The following is a 13,289-nucleotide window of genomic DNA, read 5'->3' as shown; positions in this document are numbered from 1 at the left end:
ACCCCCACTCCTCCGGCCCGGGGGGGGCCCCCCCCGCCCCCCGGCCCCCCCCCCCCCCTCCGTCATGTCGCCTCACCTGATCGGCGCAGCGCCGGAATAGGGGGTGGCGCGCCGGGGTTGACACCCCAGACGCATGCGCGTGCATCGATCCGGAACGGCGAAAGGTCTGTCATGAAGATCGGCATCATCGGCGCGGGCAACATCGGCGGCAACCTGGCCCGGCGGCTCACCGCCGTCGGTCACGACGTCCGCGTGGCCAACTCCCGCGGCCCGCAGACGCTCACCGAACTGGCCGAGGAGACGGGCGCGACCCCCGTACCGGTCGAGGAGGCCGCGCGCGGTGCCGAGGTCGTCGTGGTCACGATCCCGCTCAAGGCGGTCCCCGGCCTTCCGTCGGGCGTGCTGGACGGCGCGGCGGAGGGGCTCGTGGTGATCGACACCGGCAACTACTACCCGCAGCAGCGCGACGGCAGGATCGCGGCGATCGAGGACGAGGGCCGCACGGAGAGCCGCTGGACGGCCGAGCACCTCGGGCACACCGTGGTCAAGGCGTTCAACGGCACCTACGCCCAGGACATCCTGGACCGCCACCGCCCGGCCGGCGACCCCGAGCGCATCGCGCTGCCCGTCGCCGGTGACGACGAGGCGGCCAAGCGCGTGGTGCGGGCCCTGATCGACGAGCTCGGCTTCGACACGGTCGACGCCGGCCCCCTCGACGAGTCCTGGCGCCAGCAGCCCGGCACCCCGGTGTACGGCCTGCGCGAGGGCGTCGACGGCGTCACCAAGGCCCTGGCGGAGGCCTCCCCGGAGCGGACGCCGGACTTCCAGGGCTGAGGGCTGACCCCACCGACCGGACAGCCGGGACCGGGGGCGCCCCCTTCAGGCGTCCTCGGCCCAGGCGCGCAGCGCCGCCGCGTCGGCGAAGTCCGCGACGTTCTTGTCGTGCGGGTCGCTGCTGTACTGGTGGAACCGCCACTTCGCCTTGATCCGCGGCTTGCCCGCCGTCGTGTAGTCGGCGATCCACAGGCCGTCGCCCGCGTACGACGTCTTGTCCACGGTGAGCCAGAAGTTGCGGTCGCAGTACAGCACGACCCGGTTGCCCGGCCGCAGCGACTTCACCTTGCGGATGAAGCTGTCCTTCTCCGCGTTGCTCGCGTGGGTGCCGTCGGCGGTGGTCTCCCAGTCGACGGCGAGCAGGTCGCCCTCCTTCTCGGGGGCCTTGCTCACGAAGTACTCCGCCTGGGCCGTGAGGTCGCCCGGCCAGAGGAAGTGGTAGAAGCCCGTGACCAGGCCCGCGTCGCGAGCCGTCTTCGTCTGGGCGGTGAGCCGTGGGTTGACATACGAATGGCCCTCCGTCGCCTTGATGAAGGCGAAGGAGAGGCCGTCCGTGTCGTAGGCGGTGGACTGGAACGCGCTCACGTCGATGCCGCGCAGCATGGAAGCTCCTGAGGTACCGGTGGGGGAGGGGAGTCGAGTGGTCGTCGGGTTCCCCACACTGACAGGGCTGATTCCCGCTCGCGGCCGGAACGTCACCCCCGGGCGGCCACCGAACTCAGGACCGAGACCGGCTTCGCGGACCAGTCCGAGGTGATCACGCTCGCGTGGTACCCGGCCAACTGGGCCAGTTTGGCGGCGACTTCCGCATCGGTCGGGGTGGTCGACGAGATCGCCGGAGCCACCTGGGCGGCGTCCGTCATGATGAGGACGTAGTGGCCGGCCGAGTAGAACGACGTGTCGTAGCCGTTGTTGACGTACGTCGCCGCGTCACCGTCGAAGAAGACGAACCAGGGCTGGATCGAGGCGTCGTAGCGGCTGGTGCGCGGGTCGCCGCCGGCCGCGCCGAGCACCGCCGGGAAGGCCTGCGCCGCCGCGATGCCGCCGGTCGCGTACAGGTCGCGCAGATGGTCGCCGTACTCCTCGTCGGTCCAGTAGTGGTCGAAGGGGTTGGCCTCCTCCACCGTGCCCGGGATCAGCTCGAAGAGGAACTTGCCCTTGAGCGCGTCGCGCGAGGGCCACGCGTCCGCCCTGGCCGCCGCGTCCGCCGTGGCGTACGAACCGCCCAGCAGATCGGCCGGCTTGTACACGCTGTCGCCGAGCTTCCGCGCCACCAGGGTGTCGAACTCGTCCGGTCCGAGGCCCACGTTGTTGTTGAAGCCGGCCTTCATCTCCACCTTGAAGATGATCGGCGCGTGGTCGGGGTGGAGCTGGTTCCAGGCGGCGATGTTGTCGAGGCAGCCGCCGAGATCCTGGTTGCGGACCTGGCCGTACAGCTCGCTCGGGGTGTCCGCCTTCTCGCAGTTGTTGTCGTCGCCGAACGGGTTGCTGTGGCTGACCCGCCACCGCTTGCTCAGGCTGTCGGCGTAGACGTCGAGTTCGAGCAGCGAGGCGCCGGAGTCCAACGCCTGGGCGAAGTACGTGTACTTGGCCTTGTCGTACGCGTTGTGCGTGCCGATCGTCGTCGTCTCGGAGAGTTTCGGCGCCGCCGCGTGGGCGTTGCCGGGTGCCGTCATCAGCAGGGCGGCGGCACCCAACAGTGCCGCCAGCCGTCGTGTCGCTCCTGCCGCGCGCGAGCTTCGCATGAGACCGATCCCCTTCGCTGTCGTCCGGTTGGCGGCAGCGTAGGAGCAAGCGGTTACCGCACGGTAGCCCCGGGAGGAACACATCCTGGCTACGAAAACTTCCAACTCCCGTACCGCGCAGGCTCTTTGGACTGCCGGGACGGAGCTGGTCCGGCCATACTGGGCGTCCTTCGCCGGGGGTGGCGGACGGCGGACGAGTCGCGGGCGGCCGTCCGGGCGCGGGTGGGAAAGGGCAACGCAGTGGGCTCCAGCAAGGACTTGTTCGACCTGTACTCGGGTCCGCCGGCCGGACGCGAACCGGAGCTGGCCGCACTGACGGCCGCCTGGCGCGACACCCTGCGCAACCGGCCCACCGTCGTGGCGGTGGAGGGACCCGCGGGGATCGGCAAGTCGGCCCTGGTCGCCGGTTTCCTGCGCCGGACCGCACCACCCCTGGTGGCCCGTTCCTACGGCGACGAGGCCTGGGAACGCCGGCCCTGGGAAGTGGTGCGCCAGCTCACGCACGACCTGCCCGACGCCCCGGACACCCATGGCGGGGCCACCGCGGACACCCTGACCGAGCTGGCCGACCCCGCCCTGGTGGCGCGGGCGCTCGCCGCCGACCTGCGCCGCGCCGCCCCGCTCGTCGTGGTCGTCGACGACGCGCACTGGGGGGACCGGCCGTCGATGACGGCGCTCCGGCTGGCCGCCCGGTCACTGCGCACGGAACCGGTCCTCTTCGTCGTCGCGCACGTACCGGTGGACGCGGTGAGCGCCGGGGAACGCCCCTGGGCCCGCGCCCACGACGGGCTCCACGAGGGCTGGCGGCGGCTGTTCGAGTCCGAGGGCGGCGCGGTCGTACGGCTCGGCGGACTCAGCGCCGACACCCTGCTGCGGCTCGCCCCGGAGTGGGGCCAGCCCCGGCTCTCCCCGGCCGGCGCCGCCCACCTGCACGAGCTGACCGGCGGAAACCCGCTGCACGCACGGCAGTTGCTGCAACAGGTCGACCCGCACACCCTCGCCTACGGCCGGGGTCCGCTGCCCGCCCACCGCAGCATGCCGCTCACCCTCATCTCCCGGCTCGGCTCCTGCGCGCCCGCCACCCGCGACCTGATCGCCGCCGGTGCCGTACTGGGCCGCCGGTTCGCGCTCGCCCAGGCCCGCGAACTCGCCGGACTCACCGGCAGGGAAAGCGAGTTGGACGAGGCGCTCGACGAGGCCGTGCGCTCCGGGCTCGTGGTGGAGGCACCGGGCACCGGCGGCCGTACGCTCGCCTTCCCCAACGGGGTGATCGGCGACTACGTCTACAGCGACATGAGCCCCGGCCGCAGACGCCGGCTGCACGGCGGCGCCGGCCGGCTCGGCGGCCCCGACGCGCTCTGGCACCGGATCGCCGCCGAACAGGGCCGGGACGAAGCCCTCGCGACCGAGGCCGAACGCGAGTCACAGCGGCAACTCTCCCTCGGCAACCTGCGGTTGGCCGCCGTGTACGCGGGCCACGCCCTGGAACTGACCCCGCCCGGCCCGCACGTGCGGGCCCGCCTGCTCACCGCCGTCGAGGCGCTCCTGGTCAGCGGTGACGCGAGCACGGCCCGGCGGTACGCGGGCGACCTCCCGGCACAGGCACCGGGGCCCTGGCTGGACTACGTGCACGGCTACCTGGTGCTGCTGGACGGGCAGGTCGCGGAGGCGGGGAAGCTGTTCCGGCGGGCGCTGGACGCGGTCCGGGAGGGCGTGGCGGACCCGGCCGGCACCGCGCGGGAGGGGCGGACCGGGGCGCCGGCCGACCTGGAGGCCCGGGTCACCAGCCAGCTCGCGATCATCGGCGTGGTGCAGCTGGACTACCGGGACATGGTCGAGTACGGCGTCGCGGCCGTCGCCGCCGAGACCCGCGAGGCGTGGGTGCGGGCGTTCGCGTGGTTCGCGAAGACCGTCGGCACGGCGCTCGCCGGGGACGCGCCGGGGGCGCTGCGCGACCTCGGCGCCGTCCACCTGCCGGGGGCCGCCGCCGGGCTGGACGGGCTGGTCGCGCGGGGGATGATCCGGCTGTGGTCCGACGACCTGGCGGGCGCGCACGCCGATCTGAGCGGGGCGGTGGAACGGGCCACCCGGGGCGAGGCGTTGCGCGTCGGACAGGCGCTCGGCTTCCTCGGCGAGACGGAGTACCGCCGGGGCAACCTGGCGGAAGCGGCCCGGCTGACGGCGTCCGCGATCGGCGACGCGGCCGAGAACGGACGGGTGTGGGACTACCCGCTGCTGCACGCCCTGGCCTGCTATCCCCTTGCCGCACAGGGGCGTTGGGAGGAGGCGGCGCGGCACACCCGGCAGGCGACCGACTGGTCCCAGCTCATCGCCAGCCCGATGAGCTTCGCGTTCGCCGCCGCCGCCCGCGCCGCCGTCGCCCAGGCCGCCGAGGACCTGCCCGGCCTGCTCGACGCGGCCGAGGCGATGGAGACGCACTACTCCTCCCGCGAACCCGGCACCCATCTCTTCGGCCCCGTCCGCGCCGACGCCCTGTCCCGCCTGGGCCGTACCGGCGAGGCCGCCCGGTCCCTCGCGGACTTCGTCGCTCGCACCGACGCCGTCGGACGTACCTCGGCGCGGCTCGCCGTGGCCCGGGTACGGGCGCAGATCAGCGCCGCCGAGGGCGCCCCGGCCGCCGCCGTCGCCGACTGCGAAGAGGCCCTCCGCCTCGCGGAGCGGGCCGGACTGCCCCTCGAAGGCGCCCGGGTCCGATTACTGCAAGCCGGCCAACTCGCAGCCCTGGGGCAGGGGTTGGCGGCCGAGAAAGCCCTGCGTTCGGCGCTGCGAGTGTTCGAGGAGGCCGGGGCGACGGCCTACGCCGACCAGGCCCGGCGCCTCGCGGAGGAACTGGGGCTGCGCCTCACCGGACCGGTCTCGGCACTCGCCGTACTCACCCGGCGCGAGCGGGAGGCCGTACAGCTGATGCGCGGCGGCCTCTCCAACCAGGCCATCGCCCGGCGGCTGGGCGTCGCCGAGAAGACGGTCGAGTCCCACCTCCAGCACGCCTACGACAAACTCCACCTGGGCCGGGAGCAGTTGAGGGCGCTGAAGCTGGACGACGACGAGGCTACGACGGCGGATTAGGGGGCGGCCCCGGGGTTTCTCGGGGGCCGGTACCGACGCGGCCGCGACACCGGCGATCTACCGTGGCCCGGGGGCATTCCCGCCAGGAACGGAGTCCGACGTGCTGGTCCTCCTCGAAGTGCGCAGATCGGCCAAGGGGCATCTGGAGGGCACCGTGAAGGCCGGCCCCCAGGACCCCGGGGACCCCTTCCACGGAGTCGTGGGGCTGGTGTCCGCGCTGGAGTCCCGGCTGGACGAGGCCGGCTCCCCGGAGCCCGAGCCCCCGTGCGACCGGACGCCGTACCCGTTCCCGGGCCGCTTCTCAGGAGGTCCGGGGGAAGAACCGGGGGGCGGCCCCTGAAGACCGTCGAGCACTCACGGGCTTACGGTGCGCGGGCGGCCGGGGCGGTACGGACCGGGGAGCCGACGCGCGGACGGCCGCACCGGGGGACGGGCAGGGGTCCGTGCCTCACTGGGCCGGCCGGTGCAGCGGACGTCGGGACTCCGCACCCGGCCGGCCCCACGCAGGATGCGACGGGGGAGCACATGGAGAGGGAACCGGCAGGTCTGGTGGCGACCGCGGCGAGCGCGCTCGTCGATGCCCTGGCAGGTGACGACTGGGAACGGGCCCGCGCGCTCGTCGGCCGTCTGTGGGGACACCACGAGCCGCACCGCAGGAGCGACACGGACCGCGAAGTCGCCCGCGACCGGGCGATGTTGCTGATCGAACCGGACGACGAGGCGAACATCGCCGACCTCACCGCCGCCTGGCGCGTGCGGTTCCGCCGGCTGCTCGCCGCCGAGCCCGCCGCCGCCCGCGCCCTGCTCGGACTCCTCGCGGAACTGACGGCCGGCGACGGCTCCTCCGACGCCCGCACGGCCCAGCACGTCAACCTGGGCGCGGCCGGCCGCGGCCGGGTGCCCATTCCGGTCGTGCACCGGGCCAACGGCGACATCACACGTCTCAGGTACAGGTGACGGCCGACCTGACGACCAACCACCCTCAGCGGCGCGCCAGTTGACGTTCGCCGGCCGCACCGGGCCGGTAGGGGAGACCGTAGTGGCGGAAGATCTCCTCCTCGTTCTCGGCCGGCAGCACGTCGTCGGTGCCGATCGAAGGGGCCTGCTTCACCAGCGACTTGGGATAGGCGACCTTGAGGTAACCCGGCCCGGCGATCACGTCGTGCAGCGGCACGAAGAGCAGTCGGTGCCGGGTGGGCAGCCCGGTCCGTACCGTGGCCATGGCCGGTTCGTCGGTGGCGGTGTCCACGTAGATCGCCTCCAGCACACCGATCTTGTGCGCCTCGGCGTCGACGACATCCTGCTCGCGCCACTCCCGGAGATCGGCGGTCTGAATCATGGCTTCTCCTCGCCTGGACTACTGACTGGACAACGAACTGCTGGGCAACCGGCTGGGACCGCCGACGGGTGGGGCAACTGGCAACCGAACGGGGCATTTCACCTGCTGAAAGCGTAGCTCCGCCCCGGAACCGCGGACGCCGGGTGACCACCGTCGCCCCTCCTACCGCATGCCCCGCCCGCCGACGCCGACGCCGAAACCTGTGAATCGGCAGCCGGATCCGGCCGGTGAGGTTTCAAATCCCCGGTCGGGGCCAGTTGTTGGGCATGTCCAGACGCTATGGCGGAAGCCCCGTGGGGACGGTCATATCCGTCATCGCGGACCTCGCCGCACTCATCCTGATCCTGTGGATCGCCTTCTACCTGTTCGACGCCAACACCGGAAACGGTCTGGTGTCATGGGTCCACCACGCCGCGAACTGGCTCGCGGGCTGGTCACGCGACCTGTTCACCATCCACTCCGACGACTGGCGCACCGTGGTCAACTACGGTCTGCCCGCGGTCGTCTACCTGGCGATCGGCCACACCCTGGCCGGTCGCACCGGCCGCTCCTAGTGCCGCAACAGGCAACATCCACCCCGTCGCGACGCCCTGCACGCTCCCCCACTGCCTTGAGGGCGTGGGAGGTGCCCCCACTCGCGCCGCACCGGCCGAAAGCCCGAGTACGTCCAGTACGAGGACTTCCGGCCGGCCCGCCGAGAGCACGCACCTGACGCCGCTCCTTCACGGGCAAACGTTGCCTGCCGCGGCACTAGCCGTCCCCGTTTCCTCGTCGGCCGCCGGGAAAGCACCACCTCCCGGCGGCCGCACTCCCTGACCCTCGGTGGTGCCGGTCAGTCATCCGGTTGACCGGTCGGGCGGGTTGGCCGCGCCGGGCCGGGGTACCCGGGTCCCATGATGATCGCCCAACATGAACCCGTGGAAATCGCCGCGTCCGGTGCCGCCGTAGGTGTGGCGGTCGCTTTCGTCGGCGGCCTGGTCGTGGTCGCGCTGCTCATCTGGGCCGTGCGCGCCGGTATCGGTGTACGTCGCCATGAATCGAGGCGGCCCCGCCCGGAGGAGCAGCCCAGACTGCCGGAGTCGGGCCCCGTCGGGGAGATCCACGAAGTCCGCGAGCCCAACGAGATGCCGCAGGTCGGACCGGACGGGGAGCGACTGCTGCCGCACCAGATCGACCAGGCCGGCAGCAGGCCGAACGAGGACCAGAAGCGCCGGCGCTGGAGCGGCTCCGGAGGCGTGTGAACCCGGTCCGCGCGCACGGGCGGCCCCCCGCACCCACACCGCGGGGAGGCCGCCGGGGCGCGGGCCCGCTTGACCGGAGAGCGGCATGAGCGACACCCGAACGGTACGGGCCGGTCGGCGCGGCCTCGACATCCACCGGCCCGACAAGGTGCTGTTCCCGGCCGAGGGGACCGGAGGAGTGGCGTACGCGAAGAGTGACCTCGTCGCGTACCACCGGGACGTCGCCCCCTTCAGAGCCTGCGGGGCTGACCGGGCAGGCGACGCGGGCCGACGGCGGGCCCCACACCGGGGGCGACAGAGCCGACGACGGACGGGCGGCCCCCCCGTGCGGGTCCCACCGTGCGCCACGCGAACCGTGCGCCTCGCCCGCCTCGCGCCTCGCCCGCCTCGCGCCTCGCGCGCGACTGACGCCTAGCCGGCGGACTTCTTGAACTCGGTCAGGAAGGTCTCGCAGAACGCCTTGAGATCATCGGGCTTGCGGCTGGTGATCAGCGTGTTGGGACCCTCCACGCAGACCCGCACCTGCTCGTCGACCCAGGTGCCGCCCGCGTTGCTGATGTCGGTACGCAGGCTCGGCCACGAGGTGAGCACCCGGCCCGCGAGCACGTCCGCCTCGATCAGCGTCCAGGGGGCGTGACAGATGGCGGCCACCGGGCGCCCCAGCTCGAAGAAGGACCGGACGAACGACACGGCCGTCCCGTCCAGCCGCAGCACGTCCGGGTTGGCCACCCCGCCCGGCAGCACCAGCCCGTCGAAGGACTCCGCCGTCACCTCGCCGACCACCTGGTCCACCGGGAACGTCTCACCCCGGTCGAGATGGTCGAAAGCCTGTATCTCACCGGGCTCCGTCGACACGAGGACGGGTTCGCCCCCCGCGTCGGTCACCGCCTGCCAGGGCTCGGTGAGCTCGATCTGCTCGACGCCCTCCGGCGCCATCAGGAATGCGATACGCACGCTGGCTCGTCTCCTCTCCCGGCCGTCCGCCGGACGTCACCGCCGACTCGCACACCCGGTCCGTCCAGAGCTCCGGTCCGGTCGGGTCTCTCCCGCTCGTGTGCCTTTCGCGGCCTTTCGTGCCGCTGGACGCGTACCCCCGGCTTGGGAGCCGACACGTCCGTTTCGACTGCTCCCGTTGGGGCAGGCGGAGTAATGAGTGCTTCGGACAGGAGGCACGTCCGTGGGAGTCGGCGTATGCCGGATCGCGGGTGTGCGCCTTCACCTGTTCCGCCGTACGCCTCTCCCAGGGGACCGCCATCCGGCAACCCCGTCAGGGAGTTGTGAGCACCATGCGTACACCCGCAGCCAAAGTCACCGGTGTGACGACCACAGGGTCCCGCAGGCGCCACCCGCACGACGACGCCCCCCGCACCGCCGCGGACTTCGGCCGCCTCTCCCGCCTCCCCGACGGACCCGAGCGCGACGCGCTGCGCGGCGCCCTCGTGGAGGCCTGGCTCCCCATGGCGGAGCGCATCGCCGGCCGCTACCGCGGCAAGGGCGAGCCCTACGAGGACCTGTGCCAGGTCGCGGCACTCGGCCTGGTCAAAGCCGTCGACGGCTACGACCCCGACCGCGGCCACGCCTTCGAGAGCTACGCCGTACCGACCGTCACCGGCGAGATCAAGCGCCACTTCCGTGACCACATGTGGGCCCTGCACGTCCCGCGCCGCGTCCAGGAGGTCCGCAACCGGGTACGGCTGGCGCTGCGCGAACTGGCCCCCCTGGAATCCGGCCGGCGCCCCTCCGTGGCCGCCATCGCCGCGTACGCCCAGCTCAGCGAGGACGAGGTACGGGCCGGACTGGAAGCGCTGGACAGCTTCGCCACCCTGTCGCTGGACGCGGAGCTGCCCGGCGAGAACACCGGCATGACGCTCGCCGGCGTACTGGGCCGCAGCGACGCCGGATTCGACCTGGTCGTCGACCGCGAGGCGGTCAAACCGGCCCTGCGCTGCCTCCCCGAGCGCGAGCGCACCATCCTCTACCTGCGCTTCTTCCGGGGCATGACCCAGAGCTGCATCGCGGAGCAGCTCGGCGTCTCACAGATGCACGTCTCCCGCCTCATCAGCACCTCCTGCGCCACCCTGCGCGAACGGGTCATGGCCGACGTCCGGTGACCGCCACCCGATGACGGCGATCCGGCCGCCCCGGTGAAACGCGCCCCGGGACGGCCGGCGGCGAGCTCACTGCCGAACCCTCCCGGGAGCGGTTGGCCAGCGCGACGCCACTCTCCGGACTACCGGGCTGCGGCCGGTTCAAACGGCCCGGAGATCACAGAAAGCGAGGACCCGGGATCTCGCGGGCCCCCAAGGCGGTCCCTCAGCACTCGATGATGTTCACCGCGAGCCCGCCCCGGGCTGTCTCCTTGTACTTGACGCTCATGTCGGCCCCCGTCTCCTTCATGGTCTTGATGACCTTGTCCAAGGAGACCATGTGGGAGCCGTCGCCGCGCATGGCCATGCGGGCGGCGGTGACGGCCTTGGCGGCGGCCATGCCGTTGCGTTCGATGCAGGGGATCTGGACGAGGCCGCCGACCGGGTCGCAGGTGAGGCCGAGGTTGTGTTCCATGCCGATCTCGGCGGCGTTCTCGACCTGCTCGGGGGAGCCGCCCAGGACCTCGGCCAGGGCGCCGGCCGCCATCGAGCAGGCGGAGCCGACCTCGCCCTGGCAGCCGACCTCGGCGCCGGAGATGGAGGCGTTCTCCTTGAAGAGCATGCCGATGGCGCCGGCCGCCAGGAGGAAGCGGACCACGCCCTCCTCGTCCGCGCCGGGTACGAAGTTGACGTAGTAGTGGAGGACGGCCGGGATGATGCCGGCGGCGCCGTTCGTGGGGGCGGTGACGACCCGGCCGCCCGCCGCGTTCTCCTCGTTGACGGCCATCGCGTAGAGCGTGATCCACTCCATCGCGTGCGCCAACGCGTCGCCCTCCGCCCGGAGTTGGCGTGCCGAGTGGGCCGCGCGCCGGCGTACCTTCAGGCCGCCGGGCAGGATGCCCTCGCGGGACATGCCCTGGGAGACGCAGGCCCGCATGACCCGCCAGATCTCCAGCAGCCCGGCCCGGATCTCCTCCTCGGTGCGCCAGGCCCGCTCGTTCTCCAGCATCAGCGCGGAGATGGACAGACCGGTCTCGGCGGTCAGCCGCAGCAGCTCGTCGCCGGTCCGGAAGGGGTACTTGAGGACGGTGTCGTCGAGCTTGATGCGGTCGGCGCCCACCGCGTCCTCGTCGACGACGAAGCCGCCGCCCACCGAGTAGTACGTCTTCGACGTCAGCTCGGTGCCCGAGGCGTCGTACGCCCACAGCGTCATGCCGTTGGCGTGGTAGGGCAGCGCCTTGCGGCGGTGCAGTTTCAGGTCGGAATCGTGGTCGAAGGCGATCTCGTGCTCGCCCAGCAGCCGCAGCCGCCCCGAATCCCGGATCGCCGCGACCCGTTCGTCGGCCTTCTCCACGTCCACCGTGCGCGGCGACTCGCCCTCCAGGCCGAGCAGCACCGCCTTGGGCGTGCCGTGACCGTGCCCGGTCGCGCCGAGGGAGCCGTACAGCTCGGTCCGTACCGACGCGACGGAGTCCAGCACTTCCTCGTTGCGCAGCCGGCGGGCGAACATCCGGGCCGCCCGCATCGGGCCGACCGTGTGGGAGCTGGACGGGCCGATGCCGATCGAGAACAGGTCGAAGACCGAGACGGCCACGGTGACTCCTCATAACGGGGTGGTGCGGGGCCCGCACGGGCGGGGCGAGGGCGGGGCACCCGCGCGCCTTCGGGCTGCGGGTGCCCCCGGGGGCCTGCTACAGCCCGGGGTAGAGCGGGTGCTTCTCGGCCAGCGCGGTCACGCGGGCCTTCAGCGCGTCGGCGTCGTAGGACGGCTTGAGGGTCTCGGCGATGATGTCCGCGACCTCGGTGAAGTCCTCGGTGGTGAAGCCGCGGGTGGCGAGGGCCGGCGTGCCGATCCGCAGCCCCGAGGTCACCATCGGCGGTCGCGGGTCATTCGGGATCGCGTTCCGGTTGACCGTGATGCCGACCTCGTGCAGCCGGTCCTCGGCCTGCTTCCCGTCCAGCGCGGAGTCGCGCAGGTCCACCAGGACCAGGTGCACGTCCGTTCCGCCGGACAGGACGTCGACCCCTACGGCCTGCACGTCGTCCCGCACCAGCCGCTCGGCCAGGATCCGCGCCCCCTCCACGGTACGCCGCTGGCGCTCCTTGAACTCCTCCGAGGCGGCGACCTTGAAGGAGACGGCCTTGGCGGCGATCACGTGCTCCAGGGGACCGCCCTGGAAGCCGGGGAAGACGGAGGAGTTGAGCTTCTTCGCGAACTCCTTCCGGGCCAGGATGATCCCGCCGCGCGGGCCGCCCAGCGTCTTGTGGGTGGTGGAGGTGACCACGTCGGCGTACTCGACCGGGTTGGGGTGCAGCCCGGCCGCGACCAGGCCGGCGAAGTGCGCCATGTCCACCCAGAGGTGGGCCTCGACCTCGTCCGCGATCCGGCGGAACTCGGCGAAGTCCAGCTGCCGCGGATACGCCGACCAGCCCGCGATGATCACCTTCGGCCGGTGCTCCTTGGCGAGCCGCTCGACCTCGGCCATGTCGACCAGTCCGGCGCCGTCCACGTGGTAGGCGACCACGTCGAACTGCTTGCCGGAGAAGTTCAGCCGCATCCCGTGGGTGAGGTGGCCGCCGTGCGCGAGGTCCAGGCCGAGGATGGTGTCGCCGGGCTGGGCCAGCGCGAAGAGCGCGGCCTGGTTGGCGGAGGCGCCCGAGTGCGGCTGCACGTTCGCGTACTCGGCGCCGAAGAGCGCCTTGACCCGGTCGATGGCGATCTGCTCGGCGACGTCCACGTGCTCGCAGCCGCCGTAGTAGCGGCGGCCCGGGTAGCCCTCGGCGTACTTGTTGGTGAGGACCGAGCCCTGCGCCTCCATCACCGCGACCGGAGCGAAGTTCTCCGAGGCGATCATCTCCAGCGTGGACTGCTGGCGGCGCAGCTCGGCGTCGACGGCGGCGGCGATGTCCGGGTCGAGCTCGTGCAGGGGGGTGTTCATGACGGACATGTGGCTAC

At 72.4% G+C, this 13,289-nt stretch carries 13 protein-coding genes and 1 pseudogene; 8 read left to right on the top strand and 6 right to left on the bottom strand.

Going from position 1 to position 13,289, the window contains the following annotated elements; all coding sequences use genetic code 11:
- The first annotated feature begins 147 nt into the window (after positions 1-147).
- On the top strand, positions 148-834 hold the full coding sequence (locus ABZT12_RS33250; RefSeq protein ID WP_356391514.1) for an NAD(P)-binding domain-containing protein: 687 nt from the start codon (positions 148-150) through the stop codon (positions 832-834).
- Between the two features lie 45 nt (positions 835-879).
- Here the strand turns inward: ABZT12_RS33250 and ABZT12_RS33245 are convergent, their stop codons facing one another.
- Positions 880-1,437 carry a glycoside hydrolase family 25 protein gene (locus ABZT12_RS33245; protein ID WP_356391510.1) on the bottom strand — a complete coding sequence of 186 codons (558 nt, stop codon included), beginning with the start codon at positions 1,435-1,437 and terminating at the stop codon, positions 880-882.
- A 92-nt stretch (positions 1,438-1,529) separates the two neighbouring features.
- The gene (locus ABZT12_RS33240; RefSeq protein ID WP_356391508.1) at positions 1,530-2,579 is read right to left on the bottom strand and encodes a phosphatidylinositol-specific phospholipase C domain-containing protein; all 1,050 of its coding nucleotides are present in this window, start codon (positions 2,577-2,579) and stop codon (positions 1,530-1,532) included.
- A gap of 240 nt (positions 2,580-2,819) precedes the next feature.
- Between ABZT12_RS33240 and ABZT12_RS33235 the strand changes: the two genes are divergently transcribed.
- The 3 genes from ABZT12_RS33235 to ABZT12_RS33225 all read left to right on the top strand — a co-directional run bounded on the left by ABZT12_RS33235 (position 2,820) and on the right by ABZT12_RS33225 (position 6,623).
- On the top strand, positions 2,820-5,666 hold the full coding sequence (locus ABZT12_RS33235; RefSeq protein WP_356391506.1) for an AAA family ATPase: 2,847 nt from the start codon (positions 2,820-2,822) through the stop codon (positions 5,664-5,666).
- Positions 5,667-5,766: 100 nt separating this feature from the next.
- Positions 5,767-6,006 carry a hypothetical protein gene (locus ABZT12_RS33230; protein WP_356391504.1) on the top strand — a complete coding sequence of 80 codons (240 nt, stop codon included), beginning with the start codon at positions 5,767-5,769 and terminating at the stop codon, positions 6,004-6,006.
- 185 nt (positions 6,007-6,191) lie between these two features.
- Complete coding sequence (locus tag ABZT12_RS33225) at positions 6,192-6,623, top strand: hypothetical protein (protein WP_356391502.1); 432 nt, start codon at positions 6,192-6,194, stop codon at positions 6,621-6,623.
- Between the two features lie 25 nt (positions 6,624-6,648).
- Here the strand turns inward: ABZT12_RS33225 and ABZT12_RS33220 are convergent, their stop codons facing one another.
- The gene (locus ABZT12_RS33220) at positions 6,649-7,005 is read right to left on the bottom strand and encodes a PRC-barrel domain-containing protein (RefSeq protein WP_356391500.1); all 357 of its coding nucleotides are present in this window, start codon (positions 7,003-7,005) and stop codon (positions 6,649-6,651) included.
- Between the two features lie 266 nt (positions 7,006-7,271).
- Between ABZT12_RS33220 and ABZT12_RS33215 the strand changes: the two genes are divergently transcribed.
- The 3 genes and pseudogenes from ABZT12_RS33215 to ABZT12_RS33205 all read left to right on the top strand — a co-directional run.
- Positions 7,272-7,559 (top strand): hypothetical protein, encoded by a 288-nt coding sequence (locus ABZT12_RS33215; protein WP_356391498.1) that lies wholly within the window; start codon positions 7,272-7,274, stop codon positions 7,557-7,559.
- 363 nt (positions 7,560-7,922) lie between these two features.
- Positions 7,923-8,246 carry a DUF6479 family protein gene (locus tag ABZT12_RS33210; protein WP_356391496.1) on the top strand — a complete coding sequence of 108 codons (324 nt, stop codon included), beginning with the start codon at positions 7,923-7,925 and terminating at the stop codon, positions 8,244-8,246.
- Positions 8,247-8,331: 85 nt separating this feature from the next.
- Positions 8,332-8,478, top strand: a pseudogene (locus ABZT12_RS33205) (ATP-dependent DNA ligase); the annotation flags it as partial.
- A 179-nt stretch (positions 8,479-8,657) separates the two neighbouring features.
- On the opposite strand, the gene ABZT12_RS33200 reads toward ABZT12_RS33205, so the two are convergent.
- Positions 8,658-9,200 carry a type 1 glutamine amidotransferase domain-containing protein gene (locus tag ABZT12_RS33200; protein WP_356391494.1) on the bottom strand — a complete coding sequence of 181 codons (543 nt, stop codon included), beginning with the start codon at positions 9,198-9,200 and terminating at the stop codon, positions 8,658-8,660.
- 332 nt (positions 9,201-9,532) lie between these two features.
- Here ABZT12_RS33200 and ABZT12_RS33195 point away from each other — a divergent pair, with 332 nt between their 5' ends.
- Positions 9,533-10,357 carry a SigB/SigF/SigG family RNA polymerase sigma factor gene (locus tag ABZT12_RS33195; RefSeq protein ID WP_356391492.1) on the top strand — a complete coding sequence of 275 codons (825 nt, stop codon included), beginning with the start codon at positions 9,533-9,535 and terminating at the stop codon, positions 10,355-10,357.
- Between the two features lie 202 nt (positions 10,358-10,559).
- Here the strand turns inward: ABZT12_RS33195 and ABZT12_RS33190 are convergent, their stop codons facing one another.
- Both ABZT12_RS33190 and glyA read right to left on the bottom strand, forming a co-directional pair.
- The gene (locus ABZT12_RS33190; RefSeq protein ID WP_356391490.1) at positions 10,560-11,927 is read right to left on the bottom strand and encodes an L-serine ammonia-lyase; all 1,368 of its coding nucleotides are present in this window, start codon (positions 11,925-11,927) and stop codon (positions 10,560-10,562) included.
- Between the two features lie 97 nt (positions 11,928-12,024).
- Entirely contained in the window at positions 12,025-13,281 is a 1,257-nt protein-coding gene (glyA, locus tag ABZT12_RS33185) for a serine hydroxymethyltransferase (RefSeq protein ID WP_356391488.1), read from the bottom strand.
- Positions 13,282-13,289 lie beyond the last annotated feature (8 nt).

This window comes from Streptomyces sp. NPDC005423 (genome assembly GCF_040606415.1).
Lineage (GTDB): Bacteria > Actinomycetota > Actinomycetes > Streptomycetales > Streptomycetaceae > Streptomyces.
This window is presented reverse-complemented; position numbering and strand designations above follow the sequence as displayed.

Bases quoted from the DNA above. Each gene is read 5' to 3' on its own strand.
- ABZT12_RS33220 (WP_356391500.1), bottom strand. From the start codon at position 7,005: ATGATTCAGACCGCCGATCTCCGGGAGTGGCGCGAGCAGGATGTCGTC.
- glyA (WP_356391488.1), bottom strand. From the start codon at position 13,281: ATGTCCGTCATGAACACCCCCCTGCACGAGCTCGACCCGGACATCGCC.
- ABZT12_RS33240 (WP_356391508.1), bottom strand. From the start codon at position 2,579: ATGCGAAGCTCGCGCGCGGCAGGAGCGACACGACGGCTGGCGGCACTG.
- ABZT12_RS33195 (WP_356391492.1), top strand. From the start codon at position 9,533: ATGCGTACACCCGCAGCCAAAGTCACCGGTGTGACGACCACAGGGTCC.
- ABZT12_RS33215 (WP_356391498.1), top strand. From the start codon at position 7,272: ATGTCCAGACGCTATGGCGGAAGCCCCGTGGGGACGGTCATATCCGTC.
- ABZT12_RS33245 (WP_356391510.1), bottom strand. From the start codon at position 1,437: ATGCTGCGCGGCATCGACGTGAGCGCGTTCCAGTCCACCGCCTACGAC.
- ABZT12_RS33225 (WP_356391502.1), top strand. From the start codon at position 6,192: ATGGAGAGGGAACCGGCAGGTCTGGTGGCGACCGCGGCGAGCGCGCTC.